19 protein-coding genes are annotated in these 19,861 nt (G+C 42.6%); 4 read left to right on the forward strand and 15 right to left on the reverse strand.

From position 1 onward, the window contains the following. The first annotated feature begins 803 nt into the window (after positions 1–803). Together A7D23_RS08790 and A7D23_RS08795 are read left to right on the forward strand one after the other, a co-directional pair. Complete coding sequence (locus A7D23_RS08790; RefSeq protein WP_025205451.1) at positions 804–1,028, forward strand: DUF1659 domain-containing protein; 225 nt, start codon at positions 804–806, stop codon at positions 1,026–1,028. A 38-nt stretch (positions 1,029–1,066) separates the two neighbouring features. Then, entirely contained in the window at positions 1,067–1,306 is a 240-nt protein-coding gene (locus A7D23_RS08795) for a DUF2922 domain-containing protein (protein ID WP_025205449.1), read from the forward strand. Positions 1,307–1,387: 81 nt separating this feature from the next. Here A7D23_RS08795 and A7D23_RS08800 read toward each other — a convergent pair whose 3' ends face one another. From A7D23_RS08800 to A7D23_RS08815, 4 genes are all read right to left on the reverse strand, one after another. Continuing rightward, positions 1,388–2,278 (reverse strand): DUF3102 domain-containing protein, encoded by an 891-nt coding sequence (locus tag A7D23_RS08800; RefSeq protein ID WP_068883569.1) that lies wholly within the window; start codon positions 2,276–2,278, stop codon positions 1,388–1,390. Positions 2,279–2,875: 597 nt separating this feature from the next. Further along, positions 2,876–4,324 carry an aminomethyltransferase family protein gene (locus A7D23_RS08805; protein WP_025205448.1) on the reverse strand — a complete coding sequence of 483 codons (1,449 nt, stop codon included), beginning with the start codon at positions 4,322–4,324 and terminating at the stop codon, positions 2,876–2,878. A gap of 357 nt (positions 4,325–4,681) precedes the next feature. Then, positions 4,682–6,055, reverse strand: coding sequence for an aminomethyltransferase family protein (locus A7D23_RS08810; RefSeq protein WP_019226671.1), 1,374 nt, complete (start codon positions 6,053–6,055; stop codon positions 4,682–4,684). Positions 6,056–6,369: 314 nt separating this feature from the next. Further along, on the reverse strand, positions 6,370–7,248 hold the full coding sequence (locus A7D23_RS08815) for a LysR family transcriptional regulator (protein WP_019226672.1): 879 nt from the start codon (positions 7,246–7,248) through the stop codon (positions 6,370–6,372). A gap of 546 nt (positions 7,249–7,794) precedes the next feature. Between A7D23_RS08815 and A7D23_RS08820 the strand changes: the two genes are divergently transcribed. Then, entirely contained in the window at positions 7,795–9,351 is a 1,557-nt protein-coding gene (locus A7D23_RS08820) for a helix-turn-helix domain-containing protein (protein WP_019226674.1), read from the forward strand. Between the two features lie 356 nt (positions 9,352–9,707). On the opposite strand, the gene A7D23_RS08825 is transcribed toward A7D23_RS08820, so the two are convergent. The 10 genes from A7D23_RS08825 to phoU all read right to left on the reverse strand — a co-directional run bounded on the left by A7D23_RS08825 (position 9,708) and on the right by phoU (position 18,730). Next, positions 9,708–10,964 carry a malic enzyme-like NAD(P)-binding protein gene (locus tag A7D23_RS08825; protein WP_019226675.1) on the reverse strand — a complete coding sequence of 419 codons (1,257 nt, stop codon included), beginning with the start codon at positions 10,962–10,964 and terminating at the stop codon, positions 9,708–9,710. A gap of 346 nt (positions 10,965–11,310) precedes the next feature. After that, entirely contained in the window at positions 11,311–12,192 is an 882-nt protein-coding gene (locus tag A7D23_RS08830; RefSeq protein ID WP_019226676.1) for a CoA ester lyase, read from the reverse strand. Positions 12,193–12,320: 128 nt separating this feature from the next. Continuing rightward, positions 12,321–13,217: a CoA-binding protein gene (locus A7D23_RS08835; protein WP_019226677.1), complete on the reverse strand. Its 897-nt coding sequence runs from the start codon at positions 13,215–13,217 to the stop codon at positions 12,321–12,323. Between the two features lie 105 nt (positions 13,218–13,322). After that, positions 13,323–13,613 (reverse strand): hypothetical protein, encoded by a 291-nt coding sequence (locus tag A7D23_RS08840; protein WP_019226678.1) that lies wholly within the window; start codon positions 13,611–13,613, stop codon positions 13,323–13,325. A 9-nt stretch (positions 13,614–13,622) separates the two neighbouring features. Further along, positions 13,623–14,897 carry an ATP-grasp domain-containing protein gene (locus A7D23_RS08845; RefSeq protein WP_019226679.1) on the reverse strand — a complete coding sequence of 425 codons (1,275 nt, stop codon included), beginning with the start codon at positions 14,895–14,897 and terminating at the stop codon, positions 13,623–13,625. 239 nt (positions 14,898–15,136) lie between these two features. Next, complete coding sequence (gene rnhA / locus A7D23_RS08850) at positions 15,137–15,583, reverse strand: ribonuclease HI (RefSeq protein ID WP_019226680.1); 447 nt, start codon at positions 15,581–15,583, stop codon at positions 15,137–15,139. 8 nt (positions 15,584–15,591) lie between these two features. Continuing rightward, entirely contained in the window at positions 15,592–16,050 is a 459-nt protein-coding gene (locus tag A7D23_RS08855; protein ID WP_019226681.1) for an N-acetyltransferase, read from the reverse strand. 46 nt (positions 16,051–16,096) lie between these two features. Beyond that, positions 16,097–16,636, reverse strand: a complete 540-nt coding sequence (gene thpR / locus A7D23_RS08860; RefSeq protein ID WP_019226682.1) for an RNA 2',3'-cyclic phosphodiesterase — start codon at positions 16,634–16,636, stop codon at positions 16,097–16,099. A gap of 48 nt (positions 16,637–16,684) precedes the next feature. Beyond that, positions 16,685–17,908, reverse strand: a complete 1,224-nt coding sequence (locus A7D23_RS08865) for a hypothetical protein (RefSeq protein WP_019226683.1) — start codon at positions 17,906–17,908, stop codon at positions 16,685–16,687. A 168-nt stretch (positions 17,909–18,076) separates the two neighbouring features. After that, positions 18,077–18,730: a phosphate signaling complex protein PhoU gene (phoU, locus tag A7D23_RS08870; RefSeq protein ID WP_019226684.1), complete on the reverse strand. Its 654-nt coding sequence runs from the start codon at positions 18,728–18,730 to the stop codon at positions 18,077–18,079. Between the two features lie 217 nt (positions 18,731–18,947). Between phoU and A7D23_RS08875 the strand changes: the two genes are divergently transcribed. Further along, a complete protein-coding gene (locus A7D23_RS08875; RefSeq protein WP_242837048.1) occupies positions 18,948–19,463 on the forward strand; it encodes an HDOD domain-containing protein in 516 nt (171 codons plus the stop codon). A 132-nt stretch (positions 19,464–19,595) separates the two neighbouring features. On the opposite strand, the gene A7D23_RS08880 is transcribed toward A7D23_RS08875, so the two are convergent. Further along, a complete protein-coding gene (locus A7D23_RS08880) occupies positions 19,596–19,850 on the reverse strand; it encodes a hypothetical protein (protein WP_015042395.1) in 255 nt (84 codons plus the stop codon). Positions 19,851–19,861 lie beyond the last annotated feature (11 nt).

Genomic DNA, 19,861 nt, shown 5'->3' on the forward strand with positions numbered 1-19,861 from the left:
ATGATTACCTGCGCTGAAGTTTTTTCTCTATTTAATTGTATCAAAAAAGAGCTGGAATTACTTCTTTCTTCGTAATTCCAGCTCTTTTGCTTTTGAGGTTCAGGTACCACTTTTTCAGTGGCCTCGCCGTTTTAGGGCTCCTTTTGTTGAGTCTGCCATTTCCGACCGGATTAACCTCAGGCAGACTTTTTTAATTTTGAATTTTTCCTAACCAAACCAATTCTGAAGATTGACTGCCCGACACTCAGGCTCTTACGACCAGCAGTATTCAGCCAAATACCACTCCTGCAAGAAATTGCTCGTTTGCTGCTATCGATGACTCCCGGCCGCTTAAGCACTTCCTGACCGCCTGACATACCTCCTTTCAATCTTCCTGTCCTGACTTGGGCCTTTTTTCTGTTCCAGGCGATCTGGTCGCCAGCCATGACAACGCATTGCCATACGTCATTCAGAAAAAGGCTTTACGCTAACGTTAAAGATATTCTCTGTATTGCTTTGAATTCCTTGGTCAAATAGTTTCATATTGTTTCTAAGTTTGTCGAAACGGAAAGGGCATCTTACTATTGACAAATAACCTGAGATATGCGCATTTGTTGTAATTGCATACACTTTAGCATAAGAAAAGAACCGTAAATATACCGCCTAAGGTAAAGTGGCCAATAAGATATGCCCTGCTCCTGCTGTTTCCGGTAAACCGCTTATGACATAATCCGGCTGTCACCATCGGACAAACACCGGCATAAAATAAACCGATAAGCTGGACAAGCCGGCCTGTCATATAAACCGGAAAGGAGATGATGGAGATGGCGGTTACTGCTACACCATTAACTTCTACGCTGGTCGTAACATGCGAGTCCGGGGTAACGCCTGCCGGTGACCCGGTGACCAGAAAGAAAAGTTTCAGCGGCGTAAGAGCCGATGCCACGATCCAAGATGCCTATGACGTGGCAACAGCCTTATTCAGCCTAGTGCAGGATCAGGTATTGGAAGTGGTCTTGAGCAGCAATTCGGAGCTGGCGGATGAATAACCGGCAGCCAAAGCGGATAGACAAGGAGGTGAGACGCAATGGCGGTTACCACAAATAAAGTCGTGCGCTTAACGTTCTTAACCAGCGGGGGCAAGACATTCGCAATCACCCTGACCAATCCGAAAACAGGCTTGACGAAGGCTGAGGCTGAAGCCGTGATGGATATACTCATCACGAAGGACGTATTCATCACTGCGAGCGGCGCTTTGGCCGCTAAACGGGATATTAAAGTTATCAATACGGAAACGGATGATCTTTACGATCCTCCGGAAGCGTAAGCGATAACCGCAGCAACCTGGGGGAAGCCCCGTTGGAAGAACCTCCGCCGACTTAGCCGGCTGGGAGGTTCTTCCTTAAAATCATGGTGTTTCGGGAGCAGGAGCCTCGGGAACCGCCTGTTCTGTCGGTGCCGTTTGTGCATTTTTTTTGATACGTTTTAACTTACGCGCCGTCTTTGCGATAAACTCACTTGTTTGATTAACAAACAGCTTGTAAGCATTAGGATCTGCTCCAGCCATCTCCCTGATCGTGCTGAACAGGTCGTCGAATCCTTTGACGATTAGATCGTAGCGGGCGTCGGCCTGTGCCATGGCATGGTTGATCTTGGCTATATCGCGCTCCCGTTCGATCTCTTTCATACGCCGGGCGGCCACACTGTCGTTCTGAAGCACTGTCAGCTCCCGCTGCAGCTGCGTTACCCTGCTCTGCTCACTCCATAATGCCTGTTCTTTAGCCTCCGCCTCTTTTTTCGCCTGATCGCGCTCCTCAGCTAAGCCGGAAACTTTGTCTTGATGGATCTTCAGTTTTTTGGCCAGCGCTGTTTTCTCTTCAAGAGCCTCGTTCCTGTCCTTGATCACCTGCTGCAGTGCGCTCACCGACATATGCTCAATATCTAGCTGCGCGATAAACTCCGCCCGTTCCTCCGCGGGGATCCCCAAAAGGGCGAATGCCTGGCTGTAACCAAGTCTGGCAAAAGGCACATTACTCACATCGGCTTCGGATAGTACGGACAGCCCCGGTCCATACTCTTCGGCGATGCGCATCAGTTTATATGCTACACGCTCTGAGTAATCAACGGCTTCCTCCAGCCATTTGCAAAATTCCCCATAAGGGATCATTTCCTTGGCTTCCATCAAGCGCCGTCCGACTTCAACCGCGCTGACAAGCAATATCTTTCTTGTTTGTGCTTTGATGGCAGCGATTTCCCCGGCGACGACAGCCGGCGTTCTTTCAGTTGGCGTGCTCTCCATTTTTACATTCCTTTCGGTTGTATATATTCTGTATCATATGGTATCAAAACTTTCCCGGTGAAATTTCGTAATGCTTAACTTTTATAAGTCAAAACAATTGAATATGTATTCAATTGTTTTGACTTATGTATAATCGCCAATTATATCATGACCATAAAACGCCGCTAAAAAAAGCAGGAAAAATTCCTGCTTAAAAGAGCAAGCCCGCATGAACAACGGGCTTTTAGACAATTTATGGCAAGTTAGATGAATATAGATGCCATAGTATTTCTTCCTATTTAGAGTGATAATTATTGATGCATAGAGGAGCTGGATAATTAGTTTGCTCTTAGACTCAAAAATTTCAATCCTACCTTTGACCGTTTCCAGCTCCCCTGAATTTGACATCGGACTTCGAGAGCATTAGTTATACAAAGACTGATATTAATATCTATTCAAATGTATAGGTTACAGAAAGTTTGCTTTGCTTTTAGGATCTTGGAATATTATTTAAATCAACATCCTTACTACACCCGACATTGTTATATGGATATTTTGCATCCGTTGCTCTCTCCCATCTGACGTATTTCTGGATCTCCGAAGAACTTTAGCTTCTGTTTAACGTGATGAAAGGCTTCTTACATCGACCTGATCCCCCGTGCGGTCCTTATTGTCCCGGTTGTACGGGTAGTATGAAACTTTAGCGCGTATTTTCTTCTGCCGTGATCCAACCTCGCCCCAGAGTACATAAACCTCTGTGCCAAAATCCCGATACTCCAGATCAAGCAGTGCCATTGAAATTACTGTCCGATAGTAATGACTCTGCGTACGGCTTGTTGAAAGCCCGATTTCTTTTCCGTCTTTATTGTAAACGTAGTCTGTCGATAATACCCAATTGGCAGAGCCGTTGAGCATTGATTCAGGTCCAGGGAAATCCATCGGGCTGTAGTTCTCTTCACCCGGTCGGAAGTTTGAAGCATAAACATCGATGATATCCTCGGCGTTCCATTCAAGCGTCACAATGTCACGCTTCTGATTTTTTTTGTATTCCAGTAAAGCTGCTTTCCCGCGGAAATCATGGTTCCAGTTAATACACTTGCCAAGTCCACATTCGATTGGATTGAACACCACTTTCATGGGATCGCCGCCGGCGCTGCCTTTAAAGTCAAAGCCGAATGAAGAATAGTTGAGTTCTCCTTCTCCTTCTCCTTCTCCTTCTCCTTCGTCTGAGCCCTGCTTAGACCACTTCTGGAACCCTTCATCCAGGAACAAAGCAGACATGAAGCTGAGATTGGCTTGGAAGTTTCCGCCTTCGCTATGATTCAATAAATAGTTGGAGAATCCAAGTTGTCGAATACCATAAGGGTTGCCGATCTCGATTAATTTCTTTTGGATTTCTTTAGAGTATTGGGCCTCCCCATGAACCTCATAGGAAAGTGTACCCGCCATGCCAAAACGGAGAATACGTACTTTATGACCATTAATCGTACTATTGCGGTAATGGCGATAGTCAATGTCCTTCAAATCTTCGCCGGTAGCTTCCTCAAGAATTGACAGGCAGTTTGGGCCCTGAAGCTGTAAAATAAAGACTTTCATTGTCATATCTATCAGTTCTGCATTGTAATCCTTAAGGCCGAATAGATAGTTGAGGTACGGAGCGTGCCACCATAACTCATATTCTTCCTCGCCGGTACGCATAATAACGCCATGTGTCGCGATAAGCCCGTTCTCGAGGCACAAAATTCCATGCTTTATAATACCGATGGGGAAATCCTCCACATTATTGACAAAGTTTTCGCTCATGAACTTTTTCGCTTCCGGGCCTCGAAGGATCGTTACCACTGAAGGATTCAAACCTGCGTGCAATGAACACGTCAAGTGCCAGGATAATGCTTCATCCCTCCAATCCGTATGCCAGACAGGCATGAGATATGGAAATACTCCCATCTTATAAAGGCCGCCTCCGGGTGTAGATAGTGCAAACGGTCCACTGCTATAACTGACATCGTGCTCTGCATCAAGTGCGGTGGTATCGATGGGATGCTGATTTTTGTAGTTTTCGTACATTTTGTATTCCTCCCTTTAATTTTAATTTTTTTAGCAAATTAACTTTGCAATCACAGCATCGTTTTAAATACTTGCTTATGTAGATTATAATGATAGAGACTCTCCATTTCATCGTAAATAAATGGAGAATAATAACCAAGAAATTTCAGCACTATTGTACAATAAGAGCTCAGAAAATTTCATTAACACAGATACTACTGATTCCTGCGATAATTACGCTCTTACGGAACGGCAAGGAGTACTATGATTGGATTCGCCAAAATAATAAGTTAGCCACCGTCATACCACCTGAAGATTTCTGGCGGTATGATGGTGGTGCAATCTTATCGCCCCAAGATCAGCTAATTGTAGGTTTATCTATTTGTACTTCGCCAATCTCGGGATTGTGTTTACGTCGATGTTTTCATTACGATTCTCATTAAAATAAGGGAAGCGAGATACCGTTGCTCGTATTTCCTTCTGTTTAGTACCAGGATCTCCCCATAGAACGATTACTTCGTTGCCAATGTCACTGTGTTCCACATCGATCGTGCAGAGAGATAGCATCTGTCGGAAATGGTAGCTGTATAACCGCCCTGAGCTTATTCCGATCAGTTTTCCATTCTTAAGTACCTGATCGGCAAATAAGGTCATCCCATTGCCGTCATAGAGATTATGAATTGGAGTGTTAATGTTGGCATACGGTTCGCCGGGCTTAAATTTGGAGGCATAGATATCAAGAATGTCCTCTGCATTCCAAACCAACGTGACCATCTTGCGGCGGGGATTTGCGACTTCTTTTTCGAGTGCCGCACGGCCGACAAAGTCATGATTAAAGCTGATACGGTTGGCCCATCCAAGCTCGACAGGGTTACAGAAGCGAAGCCGGATATCAGGCCCCATGCTCCCTCTACAGGCAGTGTTACACCTAATTACGTCGCCACGCTTCTTGAGCTTGGCAACGAAGTTTTCATCCTCTACTATCCAGGGGTGAGTAAAATGTATAACAAACTGTGGAAATCCGTCCTCAGTGTGATTCATGAGATATGAGCGAAAACCAATACGCTTCAGCCCTAGTGGTTTCCCCGCTTCCAGTACACGATTGTAAACAACACGGCCATACTGAGCATCGCCATGTAACTCGTAGGCTAGCGAACCGGCCATACCCACTCGTATGACGTTTACTTCAACCCCAGCTATACTGCTTTTACGGTGGTGCAAGAAGCGAATATCGTGGAGGTCTTTACCGGCTGCCGCCTCGATGATCTCAAGTGAGCGAGGGCCGGCAATTTGATACATAAACTTTGTACCGGTCAGGTCTTCACCCACCGCATTCCAGTTGCCCTGTTCGAAAACGTGGGCGATATATAGTGCTCCCATTTCATAAAAGAGAAATTCATCTTCATCGAGTCGTAGCATCACACCATCACCCATGTTCAAACCTTTTTCGTTGCACATGATGGCATGTTTGGCCGTGCCTACGGGGAATTTTTCAAAGTTGTTAACAAGCACACTAGAGAGGTATTTGATCGCATCAGGGCCTTTGATACGCCATGTAGGCTGTGGATTAAGAGAGTGTGAGATATAAGCTCCATCTTTCCATGACTCGACCTCATCCATCCAGTTGGTGTATTCATATGGCAGAACGACATCACCTGCAGAGATGTAGATCATGACAGATGGATCATAAGGAATTAGTGGGTGGTGATCAAAACTCTTTTCTATCATATTTGCACTGTCTTCTTTTATCATATTATTGATCCTCCTTTTTACGGCATAGCTTAGTATTTTTTCTTATGAAAAAGTGAAATCGATTTATAAATCCGGATTTAGTTTTATTGTAGGTGATGCGTATTAATAATGGAAATACTATTCTTTATTTCCGGTTATGCATATATTGAATATTGAATAACCTGTAATAAAATGTTAAAAAAAAATTTTGAAATTCAAAAAAAAATCCCTATGTTTGACATCTCGTTATCTGATTGTCAATCATAGGCCTTTGTTTCTTAGACTTTTATAAATTAATACCGTTACTTTCCCACTTGTGAAAGTTGATTTAATAGTTAGAAAATTTTATTTACATTATTAATGAATAATGGTATTGCAGCATTATTGTTAGTTACCTTATAGGCAAGTGCCATATCGATAAAGAATTCACTATCGTTTATTTCAAGGAATGCTGTATTACTGATGGACATACTTTTTAAATGGTGAGGTACCACAAATATTCCATTTGTCTCTTTAATAGTAAATGAAACGGTGTCGATCTGATCAGTAAATGTGAAATGCTTTAAGCCTATGCCGTGGTTTGTTAATAATCTTTCAACACAAAATCTGTGCCACTCTTGGTCACCTAAGAAAATAAATAGTTGTTCATCAAGATCAGCTACGTCAACAGATTCCTTTGAGAAAAAGGGATGTTTGTCAGAAACTATCACAGCTAATTTTTCGCTGCGGATATCATGAAAAATTAGGCGGTCAGCATGTGGAAAGTACTCATGAAGAGTAAGACCAACGTCTATTTTATCATTTAATAAATCTTGTATAAGTTGCATTGGCTGATAGGATGATATTAAAAGTTCAATATTAGGATATTTTTCTTTGAAAAATCTCATTATTGGAGTTATATATTCATCACTGGCGTAGTATAACATCCCTACCTTGAGTTTACCTGTAAAACCGGAAGATAATAGCGTAGCCTTAGTAAGTAAATTTTCATATTGTTCAATAATTTTTTTAAATTCACTAACTACAATCATACCCATTGGAGTAAGCTCAACGCTATGTTTTGTTCGTTTAAGTAGCTGAATCCCTATATCTGTTTCAATCGCAGTTATGTGCCTGCTTAGTGCTGGTTGTGATATGAATAATTCCTCTGCGGTGTGTGAATAGTTCAGATTTTCAGCCAGTGCGATAAATTCATGCATATAGCTAATCTTCAAAATATCACCTCACAATTTTTATTCGTTCTCATTATACTGATGTATGCTTAAATGCCAAATTTACCATAATACAACGCTATAATTTTTCTTGCAATTATCATGTACTAGCCTCCTTTCAGAATTTGTGGAGTAAAATCGGCGTGTCGGGCTCATGCCGTCTGCATGAACGTCCAGTACATACCACGGTTTACCAGTACTGAGTAATAATTGGATATTATGCGGAGAGCGCTTAACAGTTTTATACTTGTCTTTTATAAAATTTTTGCATAACCAACGATAAAACGATTATTTCCATTATGATGCATTCTTTGTTAGAATGCATATACTTTAGCACAATAAAGGAGTTAAAACAAGAATTAACATTTTGAGTAATAAGGCTAATTGAAAGTCACTAGGAGCCAAAAGAAATCAATGAATAATACTGCTTCTTGTTATTTTTATTTAGTTAGGGAGGATTTATATGAAAGCCAGTTAAGCGAGCTGGAAATAATTGGGCTTGAAAAGGCAGATAAAATTTACCAGAATGTTGAACGGTAGGATAAGATTATGAAAATCAATATTTTTATTCTTTATGATGAATTAAAACGGTATCATCCTCAAATAATCGCAGATGATGAATTCCCGTTAAATTTATGCGGAGTTCGACGTTTACCTCTGGATCAAAAGAACATCACCACGGATTATTTATATCTGTTGTTTCCTGAAGAAATCCCGTCTCTAGATGTTAATCCAAAAAAACTTAACATTGTTGTATTAGGTAAGATTGATAAAAGTACCATACTGGCTTACGGTTATCAGGCAATTATCATAGACGGAAATATTAATTCAGAGCTCGTTTTTCAACAAATCCAGGACATTTTTGACAAGTATAATTGTTGGGGAGAAACTATGATGGAATATATTTTACAGCGCAAATCTCTCCAGATCATCCTTGATAAAGGGGCAGAGCCTTTATCCAATCCGATTGCGCTTTTCGATATTTCATTTAAATTTATTGGTCAAGGTGGAGTCTTGAATTCTAAAACAATTGAAGGAAGTATATGGAAAACCGCCTTTACGAAGGGATATGCTCCTGTAGATATTTTTCCCGATACTTATAGAAACATGTTTTATGAAAAACTGGAAGGATCTGATTCCAGTTTTCTTATTCGCCCTCCTAAAGAATTTCAAGACAATTGCTGGTTGTTAGGTCCTGTTTTTAGTCAAAACCATCTGAATGGATTTTTAGGGGCAACTGACATAAATTGTGATTTTACAAAAGGAGAGTGCTCAATTGTTACCTATTTTGCGAAGATGATGGGGATATATTTTGAAAATATCGTAGAAACTACTATCCCCGATAGAGATATCCCTTATTTTATTGATCGAATACTAAGTGGGTATTCTGTTGAAGAGGGCATCGTGGAGTATTACTTAAAGAAGCAAGGTTGGAAAATGAATGATACATTCAAGCTTTTTTATGTAAGCGGACAAGATCTTTCCAAGTCTCATCAGGAACTTTACTTTATTATGTTTCGTCTGAAAGTAATTTTTAAAAACTGTATTTTATTTAGATATGAAAACGGAATTGTTGTAATCGTAAAAACAAAAGAAAATAAATTAGTTTATGAAGGCGAAGGAGAAGCTGATTTTAAGGAATTTGAAAAACTATTATCAGAAATGAACGTAAACGCTGGTATAAGCATGGAATTTTACGACTTTATGAGTATAAAATATGCTTATAAACAAAGTAAAGCCGCATTAAAAGAAGGAGCGCCTTTTTCCCATAAAAGATATTGTTTTTTTGAAGAATGTTATAGTAAACACATCATTAGTTCACTGAATGAATCTACTGGGTTAAAAAGTTTATGCAATCAGCAAATCCTCAAAATTTCTGCCTATGATAAAAAAAATGGCGACATGCTCTTAACAACCTTACGAAGCTATCTTTTAAGTGGATGCAACATTTCACAAACTGCTAAAAATCTATACATTCACAGAAATACATTGATGTATAGAATTAACAGAATCGAAGATATTTTGGAAACTGATTTAAGAGAGATAAATGAAGAACAATTCTTGATTTTATATATAACTTGTTTGATATTAACAAATAAAAACTAAGAGTATGCGCATACATATAATAAATTTTCCAATTATGTATTCGGTATCAGCATCAAGCCTTACGGCTAAAGGATATGGACAGAAACATAATAGATCTCTCTGCCTATGAATAAATTGTAAGGAATCAGAAGCATACAAGAAGGACTATGCAAATTCCCCGATATAACATCCATATAGAATTTTATCTGTTGTTGCAGAGTTTTTTAGCTGCGGGAACGGGAGAGCTGTGATCTGTGCATGGCTGCACCGCTCAAGTTATGATAGAGCCTCTTCAAATCCAGAAATTATTTGATATCGAAGATTAACGCCGAGAGGCTTGACAACATATCATGCGGTGTAAGCGTCAAACCGCAATCTTATTTATACTGGTTCGCCAGTCTCTTCTTCAGATTTTCTGCCACTAAGGCAGGATCAATCGGATTCCTGGCAATACCGGATTCCATTGCAGCTTTGGCTGTTGCAGCAGCGACAGCAGCGGCAACTTCAGGATTAAAAGCACTTGGGATGATGTAGTCGGCACACAATTCTTCCGGTTTAACGCAGTTGGCAATTGCTTGAGCGGCAGCAATTTTCATTGCATCGTTGATATCGGTTGCGCGGACATCAATCGCACCGCGAAACATGCCCGGGAAAGCCAGAACGTTGTTGATCTGATTGATAACGTCGGAACGTCCGGTCGAGATGACAGCAGCGCCGGCATTGATGGCTCTTTCAATCGGCCAGATTTCTGGAATCGGATTGGCCTGAGCAAAGACGATCGGATCTTTGGCCATGGATTTAATCATCTCTTCGTCAATAGAATCTGGAGCTGATACGCCGATAAAGACGTCCGCACCCTTGATCGCGTCTCTGAGGCTGCCTGTGCACATTTCATAATTTGTCTTTTCAGCGATTTCGTCCTTATATTTATTCATACCTTCAGGGCGTCCTTTATAGATCGCACCTTTGGTATCGCACATAATGACGTTTTTCAGTCCCATACTCATCATCAGCTTGATGATTGCAATCCCGGCGGCTCCGGCGCCGTTCGTTACGACTTTGATTTTATCTATACGCTTGCCGACGACTTTCAGCGCATTAAAAAGACCCGCCAAGGTAACAACAGCCGTTCCATGCTGATCATCATGGAAGATCGGTCCTTTGAAAATATTACGGGCTTTTAACTTTCCTTCAATTTCAAAACATTCGGGAGCTTTGATGTCCTCAAGGTTAACACCGCCAAAAGTCGGGGCCATTAACTCGACAAGCTCAACAATTTTATCAATATCATTTGTATTTACACAAATCGGGAAGGCGTCAACGTCGGCAAAGGCTTTAAACAGAAGGGCTTTTCCTTCCATGACAGGCATAGCCGCTGCTGGACCGAGGTTGCCAAGCCCGAGAATGGCTGTTCCATCGGAAACGATACAGACATAGTTGGCATGGTTGGTGTAAACATCGAGATTCGCTAAATCTTTTGCAATTTCTTTCACAGGATCAGCCACTCCGGGGGAATAGGCCAGCGTCAAATCGTCCCTGTCATTGGCAGGAACCGTTACTTTTACTTCAAGTTTACCAGGCCTTACAGCGTGAAACGCCAAAGCCTCTTCACGCAGGTTTTTAATCCGGGACATTCACATCTTCCTCTCACTTTGTGGTTTTTTTCGTTTTATTTTTGGCTTAAGTCTTTTTTATTCAGTATGCTTTTTTAAGTAATACATTGTCGTTATTTGACACATTACTTATGTAAACAAATTATAAAGGCGTTTCGTTAAATTATCTCATGAATGAAAACAAAAAATCAACCATTTTGTTTTTGAAAGTAAGTATCAGAATCGGTGAAATTGTCCTCGGATGTTGGGATCAATACGTTATATTGATTTGAAGCGGATTAAATAGCTCACAATGTCTGGCCGCCCCTACAGGGGCAGCCAGACATTGTGTCACGCGAGTCATATAAAACTTTAGAGCAACCTTAGCTCAAGCTTCTTTCGCTTCAATCTCAGCCTGAGCAGCCAGAATATCTTTGGCATTCAGGTATACGGGAGTATCCACCATTTTTCCGTTGTAGGATACGGCTGCTTTTCCTTTGGCAATACCCTCTTCTTCAAACACTTTGACAACGCCGTTAGCCCATTCTACATCGGCCGGGTCCGGAGCATACAGACGGTTGGACGGTTCGACCTGGCCCGGATGAATAATCATACGACCTTCATAGCCCATCTGTTTGCCATCGGCAACGTTCTTCTCGAAAGCGGGAATATCCTGGTAAGCAACAAACGGTGCGTCAATTGCTACGATACCGGCTGCACGGCAGGCAACACCGACTTTGGCGCGTCCCCACAGCTGCTCATTCGCTTCAGAGGTTAGTTTAATCCGCATGTCGCGGCAATAATCTACAGCGCCAAAAATAGCATTCACGTTACGTTTGCTGGCCATACAGCACTCATATGCATTCATGATTCCTTTTGCTGTTTCCAGTAGCATAGAAATTTTGACGGAACCCACTTCCAGACCACGTCGGCGCTCCAGCTCTTCGAGCTTCCAGTCCAGACGCTTGACATCATCTGGATGTCCAGTCTTGGCAAGCGTTACGCCATGAAGACCTTCCCAAACGACAGCCTCAAGGTCATCGTTGGTTAATTCTGTTTCCCAGTTGTTAATTCTGACATAAACCTGGGAACCATTGGAACCGGCGTATTTCAGATTCTCGGCAATAATTTTGCGTGCATTTTCCTTTTCTGCCGGCGGTACGGAATCTTCCAGATCCAGCGTGATGATATCAGCAGGAAAGCTTGGCGCTTTCTCAACCATCTTCGGGTTATTTCCCGGTACATAAAGAATCGATCTCATAACAGCCATTTTGAATATGCCTCCTATTTTTACCTTTAAGATTTTTGGGTAACAATGCTAAGTACTTTGTCAACTCTAAAATGCATTAAATCACTGAGGGAATTTTCGTCTGACCGGACGATACCAAGAATCAATCATTATTCCTTAATTTTATCCTTCAAAATAATGGGGATATCTATTGGCGTTTCAGCGATAAAACCGCCCGCTTTAAGGACAGCTTCAATTTTACTCTTCGCTGACCCGCGGCCGCGTTCGACAATATTGGAAGCATGGGAAAAACGTTGGCCTTCGGGAGCCCAGGCTCCGGCTACGTAGATTACGAAAGGTTTTGTGAATTTGCCTTCCGCAATAACATCGGCACATTCCTCTTCCTGAGAGCTGCCGATCTCAGCATAGACGGCTACACCTTTTGTTTCAGGATCTGCTTCGAATAAGGGCAGCAAATCAGCCATAGATGTTCCAAGTATAGGCTCGGTTCCGGTATGCACAACCGTACTTACGCCGAAACCACCTTCTCTTAATACCCAAGGAATGGTCCCTGATTGTCCGCCACTGCGCGAAAAGACACCGATATTACCTTTCTTAAAGAACTTGTTAGCCCACTCGACATTGCCACCAAGCCAGCCAACAACTGCTTCTCCCGGTGTCAGAATGCCAATGGATCCGGGGCCGATTAAGCGGGTTCCTCTCAACTTGCAATAAGCGACCATTTCCATAATATCATGGATGGGTGTTCCTTCAACGCACGGAATAACATTTTTGACACCCGCGTCGGCAGCTTCAAAAACAGCGGTTTTCAGAACACTGCCCGGCACAAAGATGACGCTAAAGTCAATTTCATCGTGTTCTTTGGCAATTTCCTTAACCGTATTATAGACGGGGATGCCATGAACCTCGTCCCCTTTTTTCCCTGGGCTGGTTCCGCCGATGACTTTGGTGCCATATTCTTTCATGTATTTGGTTCTTACAGATCCTTCACGGCCGGTAATTCCCTGGATAATGACTTTAGACCGGTCACTGATTAAAATACCCATTCTTATCCCTCATTTTAATTTTGTAAAAGAAAATTGGCTGGTGACAGCCTTAGCTGCACTTAGATATATCAGAAAGTAATTTATACTTTCTGATATGCAAATGAACTATTGTAAACCGCGTTTGGTTAGATAGACATCAAGACCCGCAATCGGAATATTGATGGTCAAAGCCTTATTCCCTTCGAACTTGCAGGCGATCTCACAAGCCAGACATTCTGTTCCAAGCCGGAGAACTTCCTCTGCGCTCAGATGCTCGACGGATGGTTTCCCGTCAACAATTTGAAGTAACCCTCTGGCATATTTTTTACAAGCTGCTGCGCACGCTTTGGTTTCACATGTGTCACACTTGTTGGTATCGATGCCTATGGTAATACTTTTTTCTTTGATTTCCAGCATGGCATTTTCCTACTTTCCCTGAGCATCTTTTTCCGCTCTGTATTCTTTGGCCAGAGCCAGAAGTCTTTGACCGATAAACTTCGTATCCGTGACATGCTCTTTTCCGTATATTTCAATTCTTTTGCCAATTCCGTCCGAAGTCATAAGCTCTGCCAGACCCTTGCGCAGAATCTCCATGGATTCATCCTCGCGGTTGCCGCAGAGTAACAGAACGCAAGGCAGGCCGGGCTTCTTCGGAAGCTCTTCCCACAGTACTTTGACAATCGCATTGGCATGGTGCCATTGCTCCTGATTCGCCATCATAAAACCACCAAGAAGATAACCGTCAATATTGGGCTGCGACAGTACGCTCTTGGCAACGCGATAGATTTTGGATCCAACAGGATTGCCGCTCGTGTCGGCATAGTTGGCAGGTTTGAGTCCTACCTGATTCAGCGCATCAAGTCCCATCATCGCCGAACCGCCGCCGATCGGATGATAGCCAATATAGCCGGGGCTTACTTCGTCATAACCCATATTCATCAGAAAGCCGGTTCCACGGGCATCTGTTTCTTCAATGCTCCAGCCGATCATATCGAGTTCGGTGACTTCACCAGGCAAATCGCGGGCAATTTTAATGCCGAATTCCGGATGTCGGCCCACAGAACTGTTATCAATCTCCATTTTGCAGTCTGCGCAAATCAGGCTTCCATCCTCCGTCATGACAAACGGATTGATCTCCAGTGTCTGGCAGTCATACTTTTTGTAGACTTGGGACAGCTTCGTCAGGAAAGAAGCAAACTTACTCAATTCTTTATTTGGAATGCCAGCTCGGACACAAAAATCGATCGCATCGTAAATCTGCAGACCAAAAATAGGGTCAATATTCATCTTAAAAATAAGTTCTTCAGGAACACTTTCAATATCCATGCCGCCTTCTGAGCTGAACATCAGCATCGGGCAGCGGGCGTCTCTCGCATTGTTAATGACAAATGAACAATAGTATTCTTTTTTGATCGCCAGTTTCTCCTCAATTAAAACCTGTCTGACAGGGAGTCCTTTGACTGTCTTTACCAGTATTTCAGCAGCTGCCGCCGAAGCTTCGGACGGAGTTTCGACCAGTTTTACAATCCCGGCTTTTCCTCGTCCTCCTGCCTGGACCTGACCTTTGACAGCTACGGACTTGCCAATCCATTCTGCCGCTTGCTGTGCTTCTTCCGGAGAAGATGCCGACCTGCCCTTCGGTACGGGTATTCCCGCCTTGGCAAGCCATTCCTTACCTTGATACTCTAGAAATTTTGCCATCCATAATCCCTTCCATATCGTCATATTGATTCTAGTACCTTGTATATACTGAAAGAAAACTCAAAAAATTAAAGGAATATATGGTTATTCCTTTAATTTTTGTTCATTATTAAAGTAATCTTATGTATCGCTATTAACTTGCCTTATGAATTATTATAACGAAATTATTTGCAAAAACAAGACTAAATAAGCCGAATTGCATGATTTATTAGGGAAAAACCAATCTTTTAGAACTTGATTTAGGCCAAAGCTTCGGCAATCGCTTTGCGGGCAAGTTCGTCACATCGTTCGTTCTCGGGATGTCCGGAATGACCTTTGACTTTAACCCAGACAACGTCATGCTTTGCCGTGAGTTCCACAAGCGATACCCAGAGATCACGGTTCTCAACCGGTTTCTTTTGCGAACTCTGCCAGCCATTCTTTTGCCAGCGAGAAAGCCAGTTTTGTTCAAATGCATTAATTAAATAGGCACTGTCACTGTGGACCTGGACACTGCAGCTTTCTTTCAGGGCAGCAAGTCCTTGGACTGCCGCTGTCAGCTCCATGCGCTGATTGGTTGTATTGCCCTCAAAGCCGCTGATCTCTCTTTCATGTTCACCATACTTCAGGATTGCCGCCCAACCTCCCGGCCCGGGATTGCCTGAACAGGCTCCGTCCGTATAAATTTTTACACTTTTTACAGTCATTGAACCCCCTATTTTAAGTAAAGAATCAAGGCATTTTCATCACAATTAGGAAACTTAACACAATTGATGCATTCTTTCCAGACCTTATGGGGCATTGAATCCTTTTCGGTGATTTCGAATCCCATATGTTTGAAGAAATCTACCTGATACGTCAGGGTAAATACCTTGGGGCAATGGAGCTCCTTGGCCTCTTCCAAAAGTAGCTCAACAATCTTGCGGCCTAACCCCTTCCCTCTGTAGCTTTCCTCAACCGCCAGTGCCCTGATCTCAGCGAGATCGTCCCAGGTAATATGTAAAGCGCCGGTTCCGACGATCCGGTCATCCTCTACCGCTACAATGACCTCCCTGATTCCTTCATACAGCGCACTTCGGGTTCTGGGCAGCATGAGTCCCTGTTCTGCATAATAATTGATCAGGCTAATAATATCTTCCACATCGCTTAGCTTTGCATGTCTATAGGTTACCATCTTTTCTCCTTTATCTGTCCATGTTTCCCGACAAATGATGGAATGATCAGATCCGGTACCGGGCAACTGTCAGGTATTGCCGAATGCCTTTCTCCACTTTGCTTTGCATTAAAGCATAATGGACGGCAGTCTCTTTAAGATCAAGCGTACTGCCCCAATTTAGGATATTTTGGTCGATACCCTTGATGCCGCCGCTCGCTAAAGTAAGATGAGGTTTAAAAGGCCTGGTATCAGGCGGTGCTCCAAATTGGCTCGTCGCGTGCTGGATCTGCTTTTGCAGCTGAATCAGCTTCGGTTCTTTTCTTATCCCGGCCCATAGTATCCGAGGCTGTATGATATTCGGGAAGACACCAAGGGAATCAAAAGCAACCGCAAATTCACCGATACGTCCCGAAACACCCGTCAGGGTCTGTTGCAAAGCATCAAGATCCTTTTCTTCCACTTCTTCTAAAAAACGCAGCGTCAGGTGCAAGTTATCACGTCTGCGCCAATAGCCGCGGAGACCTTTAACCTTAAGTTCATCCTGCCATTTTTCGAATTGGTCAAGACTGTGTTCACTAAAATTCAGGCTGATAAATAATCGCATGCAGCACGGCTCCATCGTATGTGGCATTTTTTCCTTACCACAATCTTACTATGCATCGATGCCGAATGCAATGAAGTTATCTTTTACTCCTTTAAAGCCCTCCGTCCGCCATTCTTTGGGCATAATGATCAATGGATAGTTGTCGGGCTGCTTCAGCCAGGATTGGCACAGACGCAATTCTTCCATGTAATCGGCTTCGCAAAAAAGGAATATTTTGTGGTTCCACTCCAGTTGCGGATATCCCGGGAAACCTTGGTGATGCTTCGTATAGTTTTCAAAAGCTGAAAATGCCAGCAACGTTTGTACAACTTTTAGCGATGGTTTCTCCAAAACAGGTTTAATCATCCTAATAGATTGATCCCGTTGGAAAAAATACAGTTGCCGGCTTTCAATCAAATCACTGAAGTCTTTTGGATACCAGGGAACCTCCAGGTACTTTCCAAAATATTGGGGGATAAATTCCCTGTCATAGATGATCTTAAGATCTAATAATTCCCTGGAATCAAGGCTGCCATTGATCTCCATATTCTCCAGCAGTTCCAGTATCCCATTAATGGCTCTGCAAAATTCATCATTAAGATTTCCGGAGAAATCGACCCACCCCAACTTTAGAAATTTGGAAGCAATATTTTTATTCCTGGTCCATTTTACTTTAGTAGACAGTTCAAACTTGTTCCCTTTCTTTTTAAACTCGGCAATTTGAATATTTCCCCAGCAATAGGTGATTTTATTCTTTTCGGATACTGCCCGGACTCTTCTCTTGGCCAGGCTTTGAAAATAGCGGTTGATCACCGTCAGGTGATTCCAGGCCACCGGATTTAATTCTCTTTGCCAGTGTTCCCAACCGGGGTGCAACTCTCCTGTATCCAACCGAAAAAAGCCTTTATCGTAATCTTTTTCTGCCAGGACATATAAATTTGGGGTTAATTTTTCCCGCCAAAATACCGTCCTGGCAAACAGCATGCCTCCTATTTGAGAAACCGCACCTAAAAATACAGGAGAAAATTCTTTTGCCACATAATAAATCAAAGTCCTGCTGCCATTTCCTAGATGCCTTCCCCACAGAATCCCGCCCAAAAGAAAGTCTTCCTCCCGGTAGACTCCCTGCGCAGCGATGATTCCAACTCTGAAGCTGATATCCCCGGCACTGAAATAATCAAATTGGGAAGGCAGATGCCAACCTTTCCTGACTTCTTCTGGACATTCTTCCCATCCGGATACACTGAAAATGTCCGGATTAGCATCCCATAATTCCTTCCATTTTATGTTCAAGTCAAATCCTCCCTTTACAAGCTGTTTTTTTATTATTACGCTTGATAAAGGCAGGAAATGACAAGGTATCTTTCCAATCATAAAATTATAAAAAAAATTAACCCGGCAACGCCCGGGTTCTTTAGCAGATGGTCAAAATAGAATATAGAATTCCATGTATATTTCTGTCTATTTGTTTAAATTTTCCCTAACGCCTAATTGCATATAAATAACTTCTTCCCCGATATTTGTACAGTAATCGCCGATTCTTTCGATATAGCGGGTCGCTAGAAGCAGGTAGACCGCCTGGCCTGATATTGCCGAGTCTTTCGCCATCATCTCATTCAGTTCGTTAAAAATCAGTTTATAGTAATGATCCACTTTGTGGTCGGTCTCAGCCAGAGACCGTGCAAGTTCAACATCTTCACAGATAAAAGCCTGGACGGCCGTACGCATCATTTGGACTGCTATCTCAGCCATTTTCGGCATGTCAATCAACGGCTTGATCAGTGGATCTGGTCCGATCCGCAAGGATACTTTGGCAATATCGACAGAGAGATCGCCCATTCTTTCCAGAGAGGAAATGATTTTATAGCTTGCAACAATATTGCGGAGATCCGAGGCAAACGGCTGCTGGGTTGCAACAAGGTGGGTACAGAGCAGCTCGATATCCTGCTCAGAATCATTGATCTGGCCGTCATCACGGATGACCTTTTCCGCCAGAGCCATATCCCTGTTCTTCAAGCTTTCCATGGCCTGTTCTAGCGCCTTCTCAACTAACACGCTCATCTCTACTATTTTTTTCTTCAGCTCCTGAAGCTGGGCTTCAAATTTATGGCGCATCGTATCCCCCCGGTGTGACTTCCTCTGCAAAATGTGTAATGTAATACAAAATAGCATAACCTAATGTACAAATGATAACAATAGAATTTACTTAATAAAGAAAGCTATCTAGGACGATCCATGATTATGCCTAAGCTTATTAAGACACTAGAAATTATAAATCGTAAGGGTATAATAGAATAAGAATGAGATTAAAGTCAAAATAAAAAGGAACTGAATGATGTTCTATCGGATCAAACAATTACGCAGTGCGCTGCACCCGGTTGTAAATGAGAATGAATACTCCTGGCTAAATGCCGTACTGTCGGAGCGGGAAAGACAGCTGTTTCTGAAGCAGACCCTTACAGAGCAAAGGCATGCACTCGATGTCGCTCGGGATATCCAGGAACAGAGCAGTCTTATTGAAAATGGTTATGGAAAAGAAGTTTACCATAACCTATTAAGTGGTGCGCTTCTCCATGACTGCGGAAAATCAGTGATCCATCTGCTTCTGTGGCAGAGAATATTTATTGTTGTCTTTGATTATTTACCGGAGCGGATCAAAAACATCATTCGCCAAAGCAAATCAGTTTTCGGCAAGACGCTGGTGATTTACACACAGCATCCTGCTTGGGGGAAACGACTGGCTGCCCGGGCAGGACTCTCTCCCGAAATCCAGCGCTTAATCCATAACCACCATACCCCACAAAATTCTATGGAAGAAATCCTTCACTCGGCTGATAACAGGCACTAGTTTCCAAGTTACCTGTACAGCAATTCCAAAGCAACTTGTACGATTAAAACAAGCTTTCACAAACTACAGATGCAACTTACCGAAAGTGGCCATCCATTACGGAGACTAACCCGAGCAAAGACTTTATACTGCTTATTCTTTCAAATAATCCTTAAATTCATATAATTCAAAATCCTGCGAATAAACCGATTTATGCTGGTTTATCTTTTTGTATTTCTGAAGATGTCTGCTTTTTTGATCAAGCTTTTGCGTAAGGATCTTATTTTCCTTTTCAATCTGCTCAAGCAGGTCCATGAGGACTCTCCTGCTTAAACGCAGATTATCAAGCTGTTTTTCCAGTTCCATAATTCTATGAGTCAACAGGACGGTTTCCTCATTCGTGCTCAAACTTTCATCTC

This window comes from Dehalobacter sp. TeCB1 (genome assembly GCF_001707455.1).
In the GTDB taxonomy this organism is placed as follows: domain Bacteria; phylum Bacillota; class Desulfitobacteriia; order Desulfitobacteriales; family Syntrophobotulaceae; genus Dehalobacter; species Dehalobacter restrictus.